At 68.9% G+C, this 18,053-nt stretch carries 15 protein-coding genes; 1 reads left to right on the top strand and 14 read right to left on the bottom strand.

Going from position 1 to position 18,053, the window contains the following annotated elements:
* Positions 1-36: 36 nt before the first annotated feature.
* The 7 genes from Q1A87_RS10035 to Q1A87_RS10005 form a co-directional block, all read right to left on the bottom strand.
* Entirely contained in the window at positions 37-1,350 is a 1,314-nt protein-coding gene (locus Q1A87_RS10035) for a TRAP transporter large permease (protein ID WP_299650572.1), read from the bottom strand.
* A complete protein-coding gene (locus Q1A87_RS10030) occupies positions 1,347-1,925 on the bottom strand; it encodes a TRAP transporter small permease (RefSeq protein WP_299650569.1) in 579 nt (192 codons plus the stop codon). Before Q1A87_RS10030 ends, Q1A87_RS10035 begins: the two co-directional genes overlap by 4 nt.
* Positions 1,926-1,953: 28 nt before the next feature.
* Positions 1,954-2,940 (bottom strand): TRAP transporter substrate-binding protein, encoded by a 987-nt coding sequence (locus Q1A87_RS10025; RefSeq protein WP_299650697.1) that lies wholly within the window; start codon positions 2,938-2,940, stop codon positions 1,954-1,956.
* Between the two features lie 121 nt (positions 2,941-3,061).
* On the bottom strand, positions 3,062-5,122 hold the full coding sequence (locus Q1A87_RS10020) for a hypothetical protein (RefSeq protein ID WP_299650566.1): 2,061 nt from the start codon (positions 5,120-5,122) through the stop codon (positions 3,062-3,064).
* Between the two features lie 10 nt (positions 5,123-5,132).
* Positions 5,133-7,829, bottom strand: coding sequence for a DUF4159 domain-containing protein (locus Q1A87_RS10015; protein WP_299650563.1), 2,697 nt, complete (start codon positions 7,827-7,829; stop codon positions 5,133-5,135).
* Complete coding sequence (locus tag Q1A87_RS10010; protein WP_299650560.1) at positions 7,826-8,710, bottom strand: DUF58 domain-containing protein; 885 nt, start codon at positions 8,708-8,710, stop codon at positions 7,826-7,828. The genes Q1A87_RS10015 and Q1A87_RS10010 overlap by 4 nt, the downstream gene beginning before the upstream one ends.
* Complete coding sequence (locus Q1A87_RS10005) at positions 8,707-9,708, bottom strand: MoxR family ATPase (protein WP_299650557.1); 1,002 nt, start codon at positions 9,706-9,708, stop codon at positions 8,707-8,709. The genes Q1A87_RS10010 and Q1A87_RS10005 overlap by 4 nt, the downstream gene beginning before the upstream one ends.
* A gap of 69 nt (positions 9,709-9,777) precedes the next feature.
* Here Q1A87_RS10005 and Q1A87_RS10000 point away from each other — a divergent pair, with 69 nt between their 5' ends.
* On the top strand, positions 9,778-10,344 hold the full coding sequence (locus Q1A87_RS10000) for a DUF1285 domain-containing protein (RefSeq protein ID WP_299650554.1): 567 nt from the start codon (positions 9,778-9,780) through the stop codon (positions 10,342-10,344).
* A gap of 124 nt (positions 10,345-10,468) precedes the next feature.
* Here Q1A87_RS10000 and Q1A87_RS09995 read toward each other — a convergent pair whose 3' ends face one another.
* The 7 genes from Q1A87_RS09995 to Q1A87_RS09965 form a co-directional block, all read right to left on the bottom strand.
* A complete protein-coding gene (locus Q1A87_RS09995) occupies positions 10,469-10,996 on the bottom strand; it encodes a redoxin domain-containing protein (protein WP_299650551.1) in 528 nt (175 codons plus the stop codon).
* A 53-nt stretch (positions 10,997-11,049) separates the two neighbouring features.
* Entirely contained in the window at positions 11,050-11,583 is a 534-nt protein-coding gene (locus tag Q1A87_RS09990) for a pseudouridine synthase (RefSeq protein WP_299650548.1), read from the bottom strand.
* Complete coding sequence (locus tag Q1A87_RS09985; protein WP_299650545.1) at positions 11,580-12,494, bottom strand: cation diffusion facilitator family transporter; 915 nt, start codon at positions 12,492-12,494, stop codon at positions 11,580-11,582. Before Q1A87_RS09985 ends, Q1A87_RS09990 begins: the two co-directional genes overlap by 4 nt.
* Positions 12,495-12,500: 6 nt before the next feature.
* Positions 12,501-13,196 (bottom strand): hypothetical protein, encoded by a 696-nt coding sequence (locus tag Q1A87_RS09980; protein WP_299650542.1) that lies wholly within the window; start codon positions 13,194-13,196, stop codon positions 12,501-12,503.
* A 292-nt stretch (positions 13,197-13,488) separates the two neighbouring features.
* Positions 13,489-14,316: a manganese catalase family protein gene (locus tag Q1A87_RS09975; RefSeq protein WP_299650539.1), complete on the bottom strand. Its 828-nt coding sequence runs from the start codon at positions 14,314-14,316 to the stop codon at positions 13,489-13,491.
* A 74-nt stretch (positions 14,317-14,390) separates the two neighbouring features.
* The gene (gene polA, locus Q1A87_RS09970) at positions 14,391-17,198 is read right to left on the bottom strand and encodes a DNA polymerase I (protein WP_299650536.1); all 2,808 of its coding nucleotides are present in this window, start codon (positions 17,196-17,198) and stop codon (positions 14,391-14,393) included.
* 73 nt (positions 17,199-17,271) lie between these two features.
* On the bottom strand, positions 17,272-17,946 hold the full coding sequence (locus tag Q1A87_RS09965) for a hemolysin III family protein (protein ID WP_299650533.1): 675 nt from the start codon (positions 17,944-17,946) through the stop codon (positions 17,272-17,274).
* Positions 17,947-18,053: the final 107 nt, after the last annotated feature.

The following is an 18,053-nucleotide window of genomic DNA, read 5'->3' as shown; positions in this document are numbered from 1 at the left end:
TCCCGGTCCACCTTCTAAGGGAAAGGGCCAAGGCCCTCAGCTGATCAGGAACAGCGTGATCGCCGGAAACGCCACGAGCACGGCGATCCGCACGAAATCCGACGCCACGAAGTAGAGGATCGCGCGGTAGGTCGCGAGGATCGGCGTCTCCTGCGACATCGCGTTGATGACGAACAGGTTCATGCCGACTGGCGGCGTGATCAGCCCGACCTCCACCACGACGAGGACGAGGATGCCGAACCAGATCGCGACCTGCTCCGGCGTCATCCCGAAATTGAGCGCGGAGATCACCGGGAAGAAGATCGGGATCGTCAGCAGGATCATCGACAGCGAATCCATCAGGCAGCCGAAGACGAGGTAGAAGAGCAGCACGACCAGAAGCACGGTGATCGGCGCGAACCCCTGCCCCACCACCCAGGCGGACAGCTCCTGCGGAACCTGAGTGCGCGCGAGGAAGCCGTTGTAGATCGCCGCGCCCAGGACGATGAAGAATATCATCGCGGAGGCCTTGGCCGTCGCCACGAAACTCTCGACCAGGGTGCGCCCGGTCAGCCCGCCATTGGCGAGGGCGATCAGCCCGGTGCCGAGGGCGCCGACCGCCGCGGCCTCGGTGGGCGTGAAGACGCCGCCGTAGATGCCCCCCACGACTGCGACGAAGATCAGCAGCACCGGCCAGACGGCCGCGAGGTGGCGAAACCGCACCCGCATCGGGATCGGCGGCCTGGTGCCGGCGGAGCCGGGGTTCCGCCGCACGTAGATCGCGATCGCGCCCGCGTAGCCCAGGGCGGCGAGCAGGCCCGGCACGAAGGCCGCGAGAAACAGCTTGGCGATGTTCTGCTCCGTCAGGATCGCGTAGATCACCAGCACCACCGACGGTGGGATCAGGATGCCGAGCGTGCCCCCCGCTGCCAGCGTCGCCGTCGAGAAGCCGCCGTCGTAGCCGTAGCGGCGCAGCTCCGGCAGGGCCACGCGCCCCATCGTCGCCGCCGTGGCGAGCGAGGATCCGCAGATCGCCCCGAAGCCCGCGCAGGCCCCCACGGCCGCCATCGCCACCCCGCCGCGCCGATGGCCGAGGAACCCCTCGGCCGCGCGGAACAGCGCTTGGCTCATGCCGCCCAGCGTCGCGAAATGCCCCATCAGTAGGAACATCGGCACGATGGAGAGCGAGTAGGAGGAGAAGGTCGAGTAGGTCTCATTCTTCAGCCGGCTGAACGCCATGTTGTTGCTGCCGGTGACGAGCCAAAGACCGACCACGCCCGCGACGAACATGGCGAGCCCGATCGGCATCCGCAGGAAGATGAGGAGCATCAGCGCGGGGAAGCTCCACAGCCCTATCTCGAAATCGCTCACCGTCCGTCCCCGTCCGGCAGCAGGATCGCCTGCCCCGTCGACAGCTCGACCGCGCGTAGAATGGCGACGTAGACGGCGACGAGCGCGGCTGCCACGGCGCCGGTGAGTGAGGCCGCGTAGGCCCACCAGAGCGGAAACTGAATGAGGTAGGTCGTCTCGCCGTAGCGCATCTTCGCTTCGGTTCCGAGCCAGAGCTGCCAGGCAATGAGGACCAGGACGCCCGCGAAGACGACGGACCACAGAAGCCCGAACACACGGTTCGCCCCCTCCCCCATCCGCGCGGTAAAGACGTCGACCGCCGCATGCGCGCCTCTGAGCTGCGTGATCGGAAGGAAGGCGAAGATCGCGAAGGCCATACCCGCTTCGATCAGTTCGAAATCGCCATCGATCGGCCCGATCCCGAGGGCAAGCAGCGCCTCGGCCGGCCCCGTTCCCGCGAGCGGCTCGAGATAGAGAAGCCCGTTCACGAACCGCCCGGCGATCGACAGACAGGTTATCACGACCAGCCCGGCAAGGACGAGGCCGCCGAGGATCGCCATGATCCGGGCCAGCGCATCGACGAGGCGGGTCAGCATGGCGTGGCCTCCTGCGGTGCAGCGGCGTTCAGCGACCGCCGGACTCCATCAGGGCCCGGGCGTCGTCGATCAGCGCCTGCCCGTCGATCCCGAGCGCCTCCATCCCCGCGACCCAGGCCGTGCGGACCGGCTCCGCCGCCGCGACCCAAGGTTCGAGCGCGTCGCCCTGTACCGTCACGATGGCATTGCCCGCCTCGACTGCGACGGCCCGTGCGGGCGCATCGGCGGCGGCCTGCGTCTCGCCGGCGAAGATTGAGAAGTCGAGGCCGGAATTGTCGTCGATGACCTGCCGCAGATCGTCGGGCAGGCTCTCGTAGCGGTCCCGGTTCATCGCCAGCACGAAGGTCAGCGTGTAGAGCATCGGACCCTCGAACTCGGTATGGTGCGTCACCAGCTCGGGTACGCGGAGCGAGCCGGTCACCTCCCAGGGGATCGTCGTCCCGTCGATCACGCCCTTCGACAGCGCCTCGGGCACGGCCGGCACCGGCATGCCGACGGGCGTCGCGCCGAGCGTCTCGAGCATCGTGTTCACGATCCGCGAGGGGCCGCGAACCTTCATGCCGCGCAGGTCGGACGGGGTCGCGACCTCCCGGTCGGCATGGATCACGCCCGGGCCGTGGACCCATGTGGCGAGCAGGCGGACGCCGGCGAACTCCTCCTGCATGTCGCGCTCGTAGAGCTGCCAGAACGCGCCGCTCGCCGCGCCGGCCTCGGAAACGAGGAACGGCAGCTCGAAGACCTCGGCGCGGGGGAAGCGGCCGGGCGTGTAGCCGGTGGCGGTCCAGACGATGTCGGCCACGCCATCGATCGCCTGGTCCATCAGTTCCGGCGGACGGCCGCCGAGCTGCATCGACGGATAGCGCTCGATCTCGATCCGGCCCTCCGAGGCGGCCTCGATCCGGTCGGCCCAGACGTCGAGGATGAGGCGCGGCACGTTCGCGTCCGCCGGCAGGAACTGGTGCAGCGTCAGCGTCACCTCCTGCGACGCGGCGGGCAGGCCCGTCAGCGCGAGCATGGCCGCGGTCAGAAGCGCGCGTGCGTGTATGATCGGCATCGTCCCGTCCCCCATCGTTCCGGTCCGCGCGGAAGACATCACAAATCCGGCGCGATGCAAGCGGGAATGCGCCCCCGTCGGCTCAGCGGCGCCCTTCGCGCAGCCACGCCCAGGTGGCGAGCCCGGCGGCGAGGAGAAGGAACAGCCAGGCGGGCACGAGCGACAGGATGCGGATGTCGGCGGTCAGGTAGGCGTTCCGCGGCGTCCAGCCGATCCAGCCGCGCCCGGCGGCATTGCGGCCCTCCCGGACGGAGCGCAGGTCCGGTTCGCCGTCCTCCAATGCGATCGCCCCGCCCTCGCGGGCGTCGATGGCGTTCGCGAGGACGGCGTCGGTCGCGATGGTCTCGACGAATTCGCGCGGTGCGGCGGGGCCGAGCCCGATCACCGCGGTCCGCTCGCCCTCGACCATGCGGTAGAGGCCCTGCGCCTCGCCCTCGAAGCGCCCCACATGGCGGCCCGGTGCCTCTTCGGTCAGCTGCAGCACGCTCTCGGTGCCGTCCGGTGCGGTCACGGTCACGGCGCCCGGCGCGTCGCCCAGCGTGCGGCGCGTCACCGTGATCTCCTGACCGAGAGCCTGCGCGGTCAGCGCCTCCTCCTCGAGCTCGGGCTCCTGCATCAGCCAGTGGGCGAGCCGGCGCAAAAGCTCCGCCTGCGGTCCGCCGCCCTCGAAGCCGCGGTCCCAGAGCCAGACATGGTCGGAGCCGAGCAACGCCACGCGCCCCGCGCCGATGCGGTTCAGCACCAGAAGCGGCTCGTCCTCGGCCCCCTCCATCAGCGTCTCGCTGTCCGGGGCCGCCTCGACCTGCACCTGACGGAACCAGCGGCCCCAGGGCGCGCCGTCCTCGCCGTAATCGCGCGGCAGGCCCTCGGTCACGGGGTGCTTCTCACCAGTCTCGGAGATTACCGGCTCGAACCCTTCGTCGAGCACGATCGCCGTCGGTGCGGCGGGCAGGATGGGGGCCAGCGGTGAACGGAAGATGCTGTCGGCGGTGGCGAAGTCCGGACCGGCCGCGACCAGCATCGCGCCGCCCTCCTCCACGTAGCGGCGCACGTTGTCGAGATAGATCGACGGCAGGATGCCACGCCGCTGGTAGCGGTCGAAGATGATGAGATCGAACTCGTCGATCTTTTCGGAGAACAGCTCGCGCGTCGGAAAGGCGATGAGCGACAGTTCGGTCACCGGCACGCCGTCCTGCTTGCCCGGCGGGCGCAGGATGGTGAAATGCACGAGGTCCACCGCGCTGTCGGCCTTCAACAGGTTGCGCCAGGTCCGCTGTCCCGGATGCGGTTCGCCCGAGACGAGGAGCACGCGCAGCCTGTCGCGTACGCCGTTGATCTGGATCACGGCGGCGTTGTTGCGGGGGGTGAGCTCACCCTCGGCCTCCGGCACCGTGAACTCGATGACGTTGAGGCCTCCGTGCGGCAACGTCACCGGAAGTTCGAGGTCTTCGTTGACCGGGATCGTGTAGGTACGCGGCTCGCCGCCGTCGATGGCCAGCACGATCTCCGCCTCGTCGCCCATCGCGTCGGGCACGTCGCCCTGATCCTCGATGCGCAGCGTGATGGTGAACTCTTCGTCGAGGATCGCGAAGCTCGGCGCGTTCGACACGATCAGGCGGCGGTCCCAGTCGGTGTCGTGCCCCGTTTCCAGCAGGTGCAGCGGTGCCGGCAGGTCGGGGGCGAGCTCGGCGTCGTGGACGCGCCCGTCCGAGATGACGACCGCGCCGGCCACCCGGTCGCGCGGCACGTCGGCCAGCATTTCCGAAAGCGCGCCCATCACGAGCGTGCCGCTGTCGCCCTCGCCGTCGCTGACACGGGCGACGCGGGTGTCGAGCCCGTCGCCCTGAGCCTGCTGCAGCAGGTCGGCCAGCGCCGCCTCGGTCTGTTCCGGCCGGTCGGTGAGTTGCTGGCTCGCGCTCTCGTCCACCGCGATCAGGAGGATGTCGGAGAGCGGCTCGCGATCCTCGGTCTGCAAGCTCGGGTCGAGCAGCGCGACGACGAGCGCCACCGCGGCGAGCGCGCGCAGCCACCAGCCGGGCAGGCCCCGGAACGCCGCGAGCAGGCACACGGCCAGCGCCGCAAAGCCCAACGCCGCGATCAGCGGCCAGGGCAGCATCGGATCGAGGATGATCTCGCGGGCCATGAATGCCCTCCTAGTTGCCGAGCCGGTCGAGCAGCGCGGGGACGTGGACCTGATCGGATTTGTAGTTGCCCGACAGGACGTGCATCACGAGGTTCACGCCGAAGCGGTAGGCGATCTCCCTCTGGCGCTCGCCCGCGAATCCGCGTCCCACGGGCAGGGTCGGACGGCCGTTCGCGTCCACCGCCCAGGCCGCGGCCCAGTCGTTCGCGCCGATCACCACCGGGGTCACGCCGTCGTTCAGGTTGCGGAACGGCATGCCCTCGACCGGCTCCTCCGGCGGGGCGGCCTCGACCCAGACGTCGTGGGAATTGTAGCGGCCGGGATAGTCCTGCAGCAGGTAGAAGGAGCGGGTCATCACGTGGTCCGCCGGCAGCGGCTCGAGCGGGGGGATGTCGAGCGGCGCGGCGAGCTCGCGCAGGTGCACCGAGGCCGGCGAGGAGGATCCGAAGCCCCCGATATCGGCGTCGCGGGTGTCGAAGACGATCATGCCACCGCCGCGCAGATAGCGGTTCAGCCGGGCATAGGCCTCGTCGGACGGGATCGGCTGATTCTCGGTCACGGGCCAGTAGAGGAGCGGGAAGAAGGCGAGCTCGTCGGTTTCCAGGTCCACGCCGCGCGGCGCTTCCGGCTCGACCGAGGTGCGTTGCAGCAGGACGTTCGACAGGCCCTGCAGCCCCGCCCCGGAGGTCGCGTCGAGCTGTGCGTCGCCGGTTTGCACGTAGGCCAGCGCGACCTCGCCCGGGAAGGGCGTCCCGCCCTCCTGCGCCCGCGCCTCGGGCGGCGCGACGAGGAGGAGCCCGGCAAGCGCCGCGACCGCCCCGCGGCGCAGGCGTCCGCCGAGAACAAGTGTGGCCAGCGCATCGAAGGCCAGCAGCACGAGGCTCGCGGCAAGGAAGAATGGCATGAGGTCTGTCTCCTCCGCACGTTCGAGGCCCTCCACCACTATCCCCGCGGGCCAGACGGACGGAGCGAGTTCCGCCTCCGCGTCGAGGACGTTGACGGCGAGGCTCTGCCCCGGCCCCTCGTAGATTCCGGGCGGCAGGTCGGCGGAGGGCTCGGGGTCGACGAAAGCCGCGCCTTCGATGCCGCCCAGATTGCCCGCGTCCCGCGCCGTGCCGAACCCGTCGAGCACCACGCGCGGCACCCAGGTCGTGCCCTCCAGCGCCTCGGGCGAGAGCGCGGCAGGGCGGGTGGAGACGGCGAGCCGCTCGAGCATCTGCACGAACAAGCCGGAAAGCGGCAGGGTCGACCACTCGGCGTTGGCGGTGACGTGGAACAGGACGACCTGCCCCTGCCCCAGAGTCTTGCGCGTGACCAGCGGCGTGCCGTCGGCGAGCGCCGCGAGGGTGCGGTCCGCGAGCGTCGGGTCGGGCTGTGCGACGATCTGGCTCGACACCGTGACCTCATCGGGGATTTCAAGCCCCCAGAAGGGCGAGGTCTCGTCGAAAGGCTGCAGCGTCTTCGGCTCGCCCCAACTCAGCGCGCCGCCGACCGAGCGTCCGCCGGAGCGCAGACGGACTGGCAGAAGCGCATCCTCGGTGTCGCGCGACAGGTCGGAGGCGGCGAGGTTCGGACCGGCGAAGCGCAGAAGCAGCCCGCCCTCCTCGACCCATTCGGTCACGTCGCGCGTCTCGGCAGGCGACAGCCGCGCGACGTCGGCCAGGACGAGCACGTCGGGCGAAGCGGGCAGGATCGTGGCAAGATCGCCCTCGATCAGATCGGCCGTCGGCTCCAACGCCTGACGAAGATAGTAGAGCGGCGAGAGCAGGTCCTGCGACTCGTCCTCGGCCTGCGTCAGCAGCGCGACCTCGCGCCGCGACAGGCTGTCATCGGCCAGCGTCACCGCACCGGCGGAGCGTTCGGCGGCGATCTCGAACCGGGTCGTGCGGTTGCGCAATTCGGGTGGCAGCGACAACTCCACCTCCGCTTCCGTCGCACCGGCGGCGAACTCGGCCCGCGCGACGCCCAACTGCGTCAACGCGCCGTTCGGTCCCGGCCCGATGGCGCGCAAGTCGACACCGCGCTCGGTCGTGTCGCCGGCACGGATCGCACGGAGCTGGATCAGCCCATCGGCATAGGTCGCTGGCGCGAGGCCTAGGATCGGCCGACCGCTCTCGATCACCCGCGCGTCGAGCGCGTCGCGCCCCGGCCGGTCGAGCCCGTCGGAGACCCAGACGATCTCCGCCCCTTCGGTGTCGAGATCGCCCAGCGCGGCGTAGTCCGGCGCCCACGGATGCGGCTGGATCGACGGCAGCCGCTCGACCCAGGCGGCGGCCGATTGCCACGGCATCTCCTCGGGCAGCGGTTCGGTCAGCGGCAGGACGGCGGCCAGCCGCCCAGCCCGCGCGGCGTCGCGCAGCATCTGCTCCACCTTCGCCATGCGCGGGGTCCAGTCCCGCGCGGACGCCCAGCTCGCATCCATCAGTACGAGGAGCGGCCCGGTCCCCGTCCCCGCCTGACGCGGGTTCAGGACGGGACCGGCGAAACCCACGATGACCGCGGCGAGCGCCAGCATCCGCAACGCAAGCAGCCACCAAGGCGTCGTCGCCGTCTGGCTCTCGTCGTCCTTCAGCCCGAGCAGGAGCACGATGCCGGGAAAGCGCCGCCGGATCGGCGCGGGCGGCACGGCACGGAGCAGCCACCACAGGATCGGCAGGACGATCAGCGCCAGCAGCAAGAGCGGCGTGGTGAAGGCAAGCCAGCTCAACGCCGCCGTTCCAGCGCGGTGTAGAGCGACAGCAGCGCGGCGCTCGCGGCGCCGTCGCTGTGGTGGAGATGGAAGCGCCAGCCGGTCCGCGCGCAGAGGTCGCGCAGCGCCGCGCGACGGGTGGCGAGACGGTCGAGATAATCGTCGCGGAGGCGCCCGGCCTTCAGCGTCTCGAAGCGGACGGCGCCGGACATGCTCTCGAACAATGTGCGCCCGTCATAGGGGAACGCCTCCTCGTCGGGATCGAGCACCTGCACGAGCACCCCCCCGACGCCCCGATCGGCGGCGGCGGTCAATGCCTCGGCGACCGGCTCCACGGGACCGAGGAAATCCGACAGGAACACGGCGCGGGAGCCCATCGGCATGACGCGCGGACGGGGCGCGCCGTAATCGGGCACGTCGCCCCCCTCCATCAGCGCGTCCGCCATGCGGATGAGCTGCGCCCGCCCGCCCCGTGCCGGTTCCGGTAGCGCGGCGAGGCCAGTCCGCTCGCCGGCCTTCACGGCGAGAACGGCAAGGGCTAGTGCCAGCGTCTGCGCGCGGCGCAGCTTGGAGGGCCTGTCGCCGGCGGCGAACCGCATCGAGGCCGCGTCGTCGACCCACAGCATCAGGGTCTGCGCCGCCTGCCATTCGGTCTCGCGCACGAAATGGCCGTCACTGCGCGCCGATTGCCGCCAGTCGATGCCGCGGCGTGCGTCACCCGGCTGCGCCGAGCGGTACTGCCAGAACGTGTCGCCCGGTCCGGCACGCTTGCGGCCGTGCTCGCCCAGAAGGATCGTCGCCGCCAGCCGCTCCGCCGCCATCAGGAGGCCGGGCAGACCCGCGGCGATCCCTTCCGAGCGCGCGCGCAGCGTCTCGGGCGTATGGAGCGTCGGGGTCAAGCGGCCTGCTCGACGCGGGTCACGCGCGCCGAAACCTCGTCGATGACCTGATCGAGCACCACGCCCTCGGCCCGCGCGGCGAAGGACAGCGCCATGCGATGTCCCAGGACCGGCCGCGCCAGCCGCGCAACGTCGGTCGGGTCGGGCGCGAGCCGCCCCTCGAGCAGCGCCTGCGCCCGTGTCAGCAACATCAGCGCCTGCGCCGCGCGCGGGCCGGGGCCCCAAGCGACGTGACGGCGCACGGAATCCGGCGCGTCGGTGCCCTCGGGCCGGCAGGCGCGGACGAGGTCGAGGATCAGGTCCACGACCGAGTCGCCCACCGGCATCCGCCGCACCACGCCCTGCGCCGCGATCAGAGCGGCCGGATCGAAGACCCGATAGGCCGGCTCGTCACTGGCGCCCGTCGTGGCCAGCACGATGTTCCGTTCCGTCGCGCGGTCGGGATATTCGACGTCGATCTTCACGAGGAACCGGTCGAGCTGCGCCTCGGGAAGCGGGTAGGTCCCCTCCTGCTCGATCGGGTTCTGCGTGGCGAGCACGTGGAACGGCTTCGGCAGGACGCGCGTCTGACCCGCCACCGTGACCTCCCGCTCCTGCATTGCCTGCAGTAGCGCCGACTGCGTGCGGGGCGAGGCGCGGTTGATCTCGTCGGCCATCAGGAGCTGCGCGAAGATCGGCCCCTCGATGTACCGGAACGCGCGGGTGCCGTCGGCAGCGGTCTCCAGCACTTCGGAGCCGAGGATGTCGGCCGGCATCAGATCCGGCGTGAACTGGATGCGACTGCCGTCGAGGCCCATCACCGTGGCGAGCGTCTCCACCAGACGCGTCTTGCCGAGGCCCGGCAGGCCCATCAGGAGCGCGTGACCGCCGGCGAGCATCGCGGCGAGCGACAGCTCGACCACCCGGTCCTGCCCGATGATGCGGGTCGCGACGGCGGTGCGCGCCTCGCCCAGCCGCGTTCCGAGGGCCTCGATCTCGCTCAGAAGGTCGTCTGCCATTGCATTACTCCCGCGCGGCTCATCTGTTAGGTGTCAGGGTATGGCTGACGGATGCGAGGTCAAAGGGCAATGGGCGGACAAGAACACGTGAACCCGTCGCCAGCGTTGGTGATGGACGCCGCGCAGCAGGCCACGAAGGGCAAGCGCGGCCCCGCACCCGTGCATTTGTGGGATCCGCCCTATTGCGGCGAGATGGACATCACCATCCGGCGCGACGGGACCTGGATCCACGAGGGGACGCCGATCGGCCGGATCGCCCTGGTGCGGCTTTTCGCCTCGATCCTGAAGCGCGAGGGGGATCGCCATTTCCTCGTCACCCCGGTCGAGAAGGTCGGCATCACCGTCGAGGACGCGCCCTTCGTCGCCGTCGATTTCGAGGCCGAGGGCGGTGCCATCAGCTTCGAGACCAATGTGGGTGACCGCGTCACTGCCGGGCCGGAGCACCCGATCCGCGTCGAACTCGGGGCGGACGGCGAGCCCTCTCCCTACGTCGAGGTCCGCCACGGGCTCGAAGCGCTGATCGACCGGAAATCGTTCTATCGCTTGGTCGAGATCGGGGAGGAGGAAGACGGCCGCTTCGGTCTGCGCTCCGGCGGCGCGTTCTTCCCAATCATCGACACGGACGCGTTGCCATAGCCGCCTTCCGCCGAACCGCCGCAGCCGGATCCGGGCGGCGCCGTTCTTCTTGGCGGAAATACTCCCGCCGGAGGCTCCACGGCTCTACATGCGATCCGCCGTCCGCGAACGTCTTGCCGGCCGCCTAGGCGGCCAGCGTCCCGCGCGGCGGGTAGTCCTTCTCGCGGATCATGTCGATCTTCGACAGGAGCAGCTTGAGGTCGGGGCGCAGGAACGGCGCGCTCGACGCTTCGGCAATGTAGAGCGTCCCGTCGGGCGTCACGAGCGCCAGGCCCGGCTCGCTGAACGTCTCCGGCTCCGCATCGGTGCGGCCCTCCGACAGGTAGAGGCCCCAGGCGCGGGCTTGCTCCTCGGTCAGGGCGTAGCCCATCGGGATCGGGTCCAGGCCCCATTCCTCGTGCGCCTTCGTCGCCTTCTCGTGCGTGTCCATCGAAACGTTGATGACCTCGACACCCTTCGACAGGAAGTCGTCGTACACGCCGCGCAGGTCGGTCAGGAAACTCCGGCAGATCGGGCAATGCACGCCGCGGTAGAACACGATCATCGTGAAGGCACCGGGATCCTGTTCGGCCAGATCCCATTTGGCGTCGATGATGAGGTCGAGCTTCAGGTCGGGTGCGGGTCGGCCGGGAACGGGTCGCGTATCGGGCATGTCGGGGCTCCTATCTGTCGCGGGGCAACGGGTGCGGCCCGGGCCGGTTCCGTTCAGAGCCTGCGCCATTCCCCCGCAGGCAGGCCGTCGAGGGTCCAGTCGCCGACCGACCAGCGGATCAGGCGCAGGACCGGCAGGCCGACATGCGCACACATGCGCCGGACCTGCCGGTTGCGCCCCTCGGTGATGGTGAGGCGCAGCCAGGCGTCCGGCACGGACTTGCGGAACCGGACCGGCGGGTCGCGCGGCCAGAGCCAGTCCGGCGCCGCGACCTCCGCCACCTCCGCCGGGCGGGTCGGCCCGTCCTTGAGCGCGACTCCGCGCCGCAACGCGTCGAGCGCGGCGGTGTCGGGCGTGCCCTCGACCAATGCGTAATAGGTCTTAGGCGTCCGGGAACCCGGCGCGGTGATCCGCGCCTGCAGCCGGCCGTCGTCGGTCAGAAGCAGCAAGCCCTCGCTGTCGCGGTCGAGACGTCCCGCGGCGTAGACGCCGGGCACGTCGATCCAGCGCGCGAGCCCGGGCCAGCGCCCCTCGTCGGTGAACTGGCTCAGCACGTTCATCGGCTTGTTGAAGGCGATCAGCGTCAATGCCCGATGGCCGCGGCATCCGGCGGGCAGTCGCCCGGCCGCTCGACCTCCAAAGTCGCGTGCTCGACCCCGAACGTGTCATGGAGGAAACGGCCCATCCGCGCGCGCAACTCGGCGGGATCGCCGGTCGTCACGACATGCGCGTCGACGGCGGGCTGGCCCTCCTGCACCTCCCACAGATGGAGGTGGTGGATCGCCCGGACGCCCGCGACGCCCTCCATGCCCGCCAGCACCTCGTCCGCGTCGAGCCCCGGCGGCGCGCCGAGCATGAGCATCCGTACCACCCGCGGCGCCCCTTCCCAGACATGCCAGAGGATGTAGGCGGCGATGGCCAGCGTGATGATCGGATCGACGATCGTCCAGTCGAAGAGGAGGATGAGCGTCCCCGCCACGATCACGCCCACGGAACCCAGCGCGTCGGCGAGGTTGTGCAGGAACGCCGCGCGGATGTTGGCCGAGGATTTCGACATCCCGTACACCAGGAGCGCGGTCGCAACATCGACGACGAGGGCGATGGCCGCGACGATCACGATGATCCAACCCGCGACCTCGGTCGGGTGGATCATCCGGTCGATCCCCTCCCAGACGAGCCAGAGCGCGATGATGGCGAGCGTCGTGTAGTTCACCAGCGCCGCGACCATCTCGGCGCGTCCGTAGCCGAAGGTCATCTGCGCATCGGATGGCTTGCGCGCGATCCGGCGGGCCGCGAAGGCGATGACGAGCGAGAGCGCGTCCGAGAGGTTGTGGACCGCGTCGGCGATCATCGCGAGGCTGCCGGAGACGATCCCGGCCACGATCTGCGCGACGGTCAGGCCGAGATTGATGGCGATGGCGACGAAGACCTTCCGGTCCCCCGCCTTCGGATCGATATGGGCATGGGAATGGCCATGATGGGAGTGGTCGTGGGACATATTCGTTTACCTCGTCCCCTTCATTTCGCTGACGTTGCTGGAACCCTCAGGTTCAACAGCTAACGGCTTCAGATTGTGGAGGGCCGCAACGACGAAGAATACGAACGTCACCGCATCCAGACTACCATCCGCCAGAATCCGCACCAGCGTAGCCCAAGTAAACTCATTCAGGATCGGACGGTGGAGAATTCCGATAAAGGACGGGACTACCAAAATGGCGATTGCGAGAACCCATCGCAGCATTGCGAAGAGAAGGACAGGCACAAGGTACGGGATGAACCCTGCCGTCCTGCATTCCGTCGTGACGACGAAATAGACCCTGACGATCAACGGGACGAACAAGGCAAGCGACAGCACAAAGCAGAACTCCGAAAGCGTCCAGTCGATCAGGGGGTCGGTCCGACCTACGGCAGATACAAACAGGAAGGACGCGAACATCATTATGAGAATAGCGGCGAAGCCGAAGAGGCTGGATCCTATCCGCCTTCTCTTCGTCGTTTCATCGACCACCACGAATCCGGGTAGAGAACCTAGGATAACGCCAAACGCCAAGAATCCCGAACCCCAACCCATATGAACCACGAAGCCCAGAACGGCAAAGATGAGGATGAGTGTTCTGCTGGTCCTCACGGTGTCACGAAACAGCCGCCCGAAGCCGGGCATACCGTCGTTTCGCGCGAAATGTGAGAGCGGCAGTCGCAAGGCAGGCCCTTCGCACTCATGTGGCCTTCGGCTAAAGGTACCAGCGCGACAGGCGAGAACTCAAGGTTGACAAGATCTTCCAACCTTGACGATCTGACCGGCAATCGCGCGGCGGCGTCGTTACGTGCACCGTTTGACCCGAAAAAAATGGTCACGTTTCGCCGCAGGACTACTCGATCAACTGATCGACCGGATCCGGACTATTGCGGAACATATAGGTGTCCCGGGACGATCCCCACTTGGCTGCATCGAAGGGCCCAGGCAGCGAATGCACCGCCGCCTGGGCTTGGACTCAGATCTGTTCCTTCTGCGCGCCGGAGCCGGGGCGCGCCTTGCCGAGATCGGGCTTCTGGCCCAGCGGCTCGACCTTCTCGCGAGCCGTGAAGGTGCCGCGCCCGTCGAGCGACTGGCCCCCGTTGGTCCAGACGCCTTCCGGGGTCGGCTCGTCGAGCGAGGTGTTGAGGAAGTAGTAGCTGTGCTCCGTCGCCTCGTGCTCCTCCGGCGTGGCGTTCGGGATCGGGAGCGCCGCGCCGATGCCGCCCAGCTCCTCGATCACGGCCAGCCATTGCTGCTGGTGCATCGTGTCGCGCGCGATCAGGAAAGACAGCATGTCCTTCATCCCCGCATCGTCGGTCATGTTGTAGAGCCGCGAAGCCAGCACGCGTCCGCCCGCCTCCGCCGTGGCATTCGCCAGCATGTCGGCGGCGATGTTGCCGGTCGCGTAGATGTGACTCATGTCGAAGGGCACGCCGTTAGCGTTCACCGGCATCGCCGACAGGCCCGACGACAGGACGTGCCGCGGGTTCATTCCGCCCAGGATCGCGCCGACGACGCTGTCCTGCGCGGCGGCCTCCTGCTGCGAAAGCGGCGCCTTCTCGAGGTTGAGCGCGACGGCATGGCCGAGGAACTCGATATGGCTGAGCTCCTCGGTGGCCGTCATCATCAACATGTCGCGGAACCGTGCGTCGCCGCGGGCGCCCATCGCCTGGAAGAAATACTGCATGGCGACGCGGATCTCGCCCTCGATCCCGCCGATGGCCTGCTGGAGATACTTGGCGAAGACCGGATCGGGATTGTCGACCCGGACCTCGTATTGCAACTTGCTGGAATGATGAAACATGATCTGCTCCGTTTGGTCATGTCGTACGCAACGAACAGACCGACCTTTCGGACCCGCAGTTCCATTAACTTTTCCTAATGCGCCGCCGCCCAGGTCGGTCCGCGGCCGGCATCGACGGTCAGCGGCACCGAAAGGTCGACCACGGGCATGTTCGCCCCCTCCATCACCTCGCGCGCCCGTTCGATCAGCGCGTCCACGGCGTTCTCGGCGACTTCGAACAGCAACTCGTCGTGGACCTGCAGCAGCATCTTCGCATCGAGATCCGCGATCGCCGCGTCCATCCGCACCATCGCCCGCCGGATCACGTCGGCCGCCGTGCCTTGGATCGGCGCGTTGATGGCGGCGCGGCGGGCGAAGCCGGCGCCGGGCCCCTTGGCGTTGATCTCGGGCGTGTGGATGCGGCGGCCGAACAGCGTTTCGACCCGGCCGTGTTCCTTCGCGAAGCGGATCGTGTCGTCCATGTAGGCACGGATGCCGGGGAAGCGTTCGAAATAGGTGTCGATGAAGGCCTGCGCCGCGTCGCGCGGGATGCGCAGGTTCCGCGCCAGTCCGAAGCCGGAAATGCCGTAGATCACCCCGAAGTTGATCGCCTTGGCCTGCCGGCGCACGTCCGGCGTCATCTCGTCCAGCGGCACGCCGAACATCTGGCTCGCGGTGATCGCGTGGATGTCCTGCCCCTCGCGGAACGCCGCCTTCAGCGCGTCGATCCCGGCGACGTGGGCGAGGATGCGCAACTCGATCTGGCTATAGTCGAGGCTGACCAGCACCCGGCCCTCGGGCGCGACGAAGGCCTCGCGGATGCGGCGGCCCTCCTCGGTGCGGATCGGGATGTTCTGCAGGTTCGGATCGGTCGAGGCGAGCCGCCCCGTATTGGCGCCTGCGATGGAATAGGAGGTGTGGACCCGTCCCGTCTCGGGGTGGATATGGGTCTGCAGCTTGTCGGTATAGGTGGACTTCAGCTTGTCGATCTGCCGCCAGTCGAGGATCAGCCGCGGCAGGTCGTGCACCGTCGCCAGATCCTCCAGCACGTCGGCCCCGGTCGCGTAGGCGCCGGTCTTCGTCTTCTTGGCGGGCTTGCCGTCGGGCAAGGTGAGGCCCAGCTCGTCGAACAGCACCTCGCCAAGCTGCTTGGGAGAGCCGATCTTGAACGCCCGCCCCGCCTTCTCGGTGATCTCCTCCTCCAGCGCCGCCATCTTCTGCGCGAAGGCGCCCGACATCCGGCTCAGCACCTCGCGGTCCACCAGCACGCCGGCCATCTCCATCCGCGCGAGCACCGGGACGAGCGGCCGCTCCAGCGTCTCGTAGACCTGCGTGACGCGCGCGGTATGCAACCGCGGCTTCAGCATCCGCCAGAGCCGCAGCGTCACGTCGGCGTCCTCGGCGGCGTAGGGCGCAGCCTTCTCGATGGCGACCCTGTCGAAGGTGACGGCGGACTTGCCCGTCCCGATCAGCGTCTTGATCGCGATGGTCTGGTGGTTGAGGTAGCGGTCGGCGAGCAGGTCCATCCCGTGGACGTGCAGCCCCCCGTGCTGCGCGTAGGAGAGCAGCATCGTGTCGTCGATCGGGTGCAGCGTGACGCCCTCGCGCGCGAGGATCTTGAAATCGTACTTCAGGTTCTGGCCGATCTTCAGGACCGCCGGATCCTCCAGCATCGGCTTCAGCATCTCGAGCGCCCGGGCCTTCGGCATCTGCCCCTCGGCCAGCGCGTCGCCCGCGAAAAGGTCGCTGTCGCCCGTGCGGTGCGCGAGCGGGATGTAGCAGGCCACGCCCGGCTCGGTGGCGAGCGAGATCCCGACGAGCTCCGCCTGCATCTCGTCGAGGGAGGTCGTCTCGGTGTCGACCGCGACGTAACCCGTCCGCGCGATCCGGTCGAGCCAGCCCTGCAGCGCGGCCTCGTCCCGCACCGTCTCGTAGGTCTCGTGGTCGATGATCGGGTCTTCGGGCAGGTCGGGCGCCGCCGTGTCCGGCGCGCTCTCCACGGCGGCGGGGGGCGTCCGGTTCAGCCGTTCGGCGATGCGCCGCGTGAGCGTGCGGAACTCCATCCGGTTGAGGAAGTCGAGCAGCCGCTCCGGCTCCGCGTCGCGGATTTCGAGGTCGTCGAGCCCGAAGGCGAGCGGCGTGTCGCAGTCGAGTGCGACGAGCCGCTTCGACGTCTCGATCTGGGCGCGGAACTCGATCAGCGTCTGCCGGCGCTTGGGCTGCTTGATCTCCTCGGCACGGTCCAGAAGCTCCTCGAGCGAGCCGAATTCCTGAATGAGTTGCGCGGCGGTCTTGATGCCGATCCCCGGGGCGCCGGGCACGTTGTCCACGCTGTCGCCGGCGAGCGCCTGCACGTCCACGACCCGATCGGGGCCGACGCCGAACTTCTCGAACACGCCGTCCGCATCGATGCGGCGGTTCTTCATCGGGTCGAGCATCTCTACCCCGTCGCCGACGAGCTGCATCAGGTCCTTGTCCGAGGACAGGATCGTGACCCGCCCCCCGGCCTCCCGCGCGCGGCAGGCAAGCGTGGCGATGATGTCGTCGGCCTCCCACCCCTCCATCTCCTCGCAGGCGATGTTGAAGGCGGCCGTCGCCTCGCGGGTGAGCGGGATCTGCGGGCGCAGGTCCTCTGGCATCTCCGAGCGGTTCGCCTTGTAGAGGTCGTACATGTCGTTGCGGAAGGTGTGGCTGCCCTTGTCGAAGATCACCGCCACGTGGGTTGCCGCGTCCGACCCGGAATTGCCCTCCACGTAGCGGTCGAGCATGTTGCAGAACCCCGCCACCGCCCCGATCGGCAGGCCGTCGGACTTCCGGGTGAGCGGCGGCAAGGCGTGGAAGGCGCGGAAGATGAAGGCCGAGCCGTCGATCAGGTGAAGGTGGTGGCCCTTGCCGAATGTCATCGCACGTCCTCCGGGAAATCGTCGGGCATGTCATGCCACGAACGCCGGGGGGGTGCCACACCGGGGCGGGCGGTCAGACGACGCGGGTCGCCAGGACGTGCAGCAGGATCGCCACGAAGAAGATGACCGAGGCCGCGACCACGAATCCGTGCCAGATCGCGTTGTGGAACCGCAGACGCTCGAGCACGAGGAACGGCGTGCCCAGCGAATAGAGCAGACCGCCGGCCAGCATCAGCACGAAGACCGGCCAGGAGGTCGTGGCGATCACCTCGTCACCGCCGATCAGCACGGCCCAGCCCATGCCGAGGCCGATCCCGATGGAGAGCGCGGTGGACCGCCGCCGCCGGAGGAAGGCCGTGGCCGTCGCGATGATCGCCACGGTCCACATCGCCGCGAGAAACAGCGTTCCCGTCCCCGACAGGAGCGCGAAGGGCGTGACCGTCCCCGCGATCTTGAGGTAGATCGCCGACAGGTCGAGCCGGCGCAGCCGATCCTTCCAGTCGGGATTGTCGATATGGTTGTAAGCCAGGGACGCAGAGAGCATCGCGATCAGGGTCGCGCCGTAGACCGAGACCGCGACGATGCCGAGCGCGTCACCGCGCAGCGTCGCGGTCAGCGTGATCAGCGTCGGGACGGCCGCCAGCGCGAGCACGAGCCCCGCCAAATGGACGACAGCGTCGCTGCGCAGTTCGGCCCGGTCGTAGACGCGGGCGGCATCCTCAAGATGGCGTTCGAGACTATCGGTCATGCGAGCGATCATAGCGCGACTTCGTTCACCCTTTCGTAACGAATCGTGGAAGCTACGCCGCGTCATGCAGGACGCGGCGCCGCAGGAATCCCACGGTTCAGGGACGA

The sequence above is a fragment of the uncultured Jannaschia sp. genome, assembly GCF_947494055.1.
Lineage (GTDB): Bacteria > Pseudomonadota > Alphaproteobacteria > Rhodobacterales > Rhodobacteraceae > Jannaschia.
This window is presented reverse-complemented; position numbering and strand designations above follow the sequence as displayed.

Excerpts from the sequence above, each read along its gene's own strand:
- Q1A87_RS09985 (WP_299650545.1), bottom strand. The coding sequence starts at position 12,494 with ATGTCCCACGACCACTCCCATCATGGCCATTCCCATGCCCATATCGAT.
- Q1A87_RS09995 (WP_299650551.1), bottom strand. The coding sequence starts at position 10,996 with ATGCCCGATACGCGACCCGTTCCCGGCCGACCCGCACCCGACCTGAAG.
- polA (WP_299650536.1), bottom strand. The coding sequence starts at position 17,198 with ATGACATTCGGCAAGGGCCACCACCTTCACCTGATCGACGGCTCGGCC.
- Q1A87_RS10005 (WP_299650557.1), bottom strand. The coding sequence starts at position 9,708 with ATGGCAGACGACCTTCTGAGCGAGATCGAGGCCCTCGGAACGCGGCTG.
- Q1A87_RS09965 (WP_299650533.1), bottom strand. The coding sequence starts at position 17,946 with ATGACCGATAGTCTCGAACGCCATCTTGAGGATGCCGCCCGCGTCTAC.
- Q1A87_RS10030 (WP_299650569.1), bottom strand. The coding sequence starts at position 1,925 with ATGCTGACCCGCCTCGTCGATGCGCTGGCCCGGATCATGGCGATCCTC.
- Q1A87_RS09975 (WP_299650539.1), bottom strand. The coding sequence starts at position 14,316 with ATGTTTCATCATTCCAGCAAGTTGCAATACGAGGTCCGGGTCGACAAT.
- Q1A87_RS10020 (WP_299650566.1), bottom strand. The coding sequence starts at position 5,122 with ATGGCCCGCGAGATCATCCTCGATCCGATGCTGCCCTGGCCGCTGATC.
- Q1A87_RS10025 (WP_299650697.1), bottom strand. The coding sequence starts at position 2,940 with ATGCTCGCGCTGACGGGCCTGCCCGCCGCGTCGCAGGAGGTGACGCTG.
- Q1A87_RS10000 (WP_299650554.1), top strand. The coding sequence starts at position 9,778 with ATGGGCGGACAAGAACACGTGAACCCGTCGCCAGCGTTGGTGATGGAC.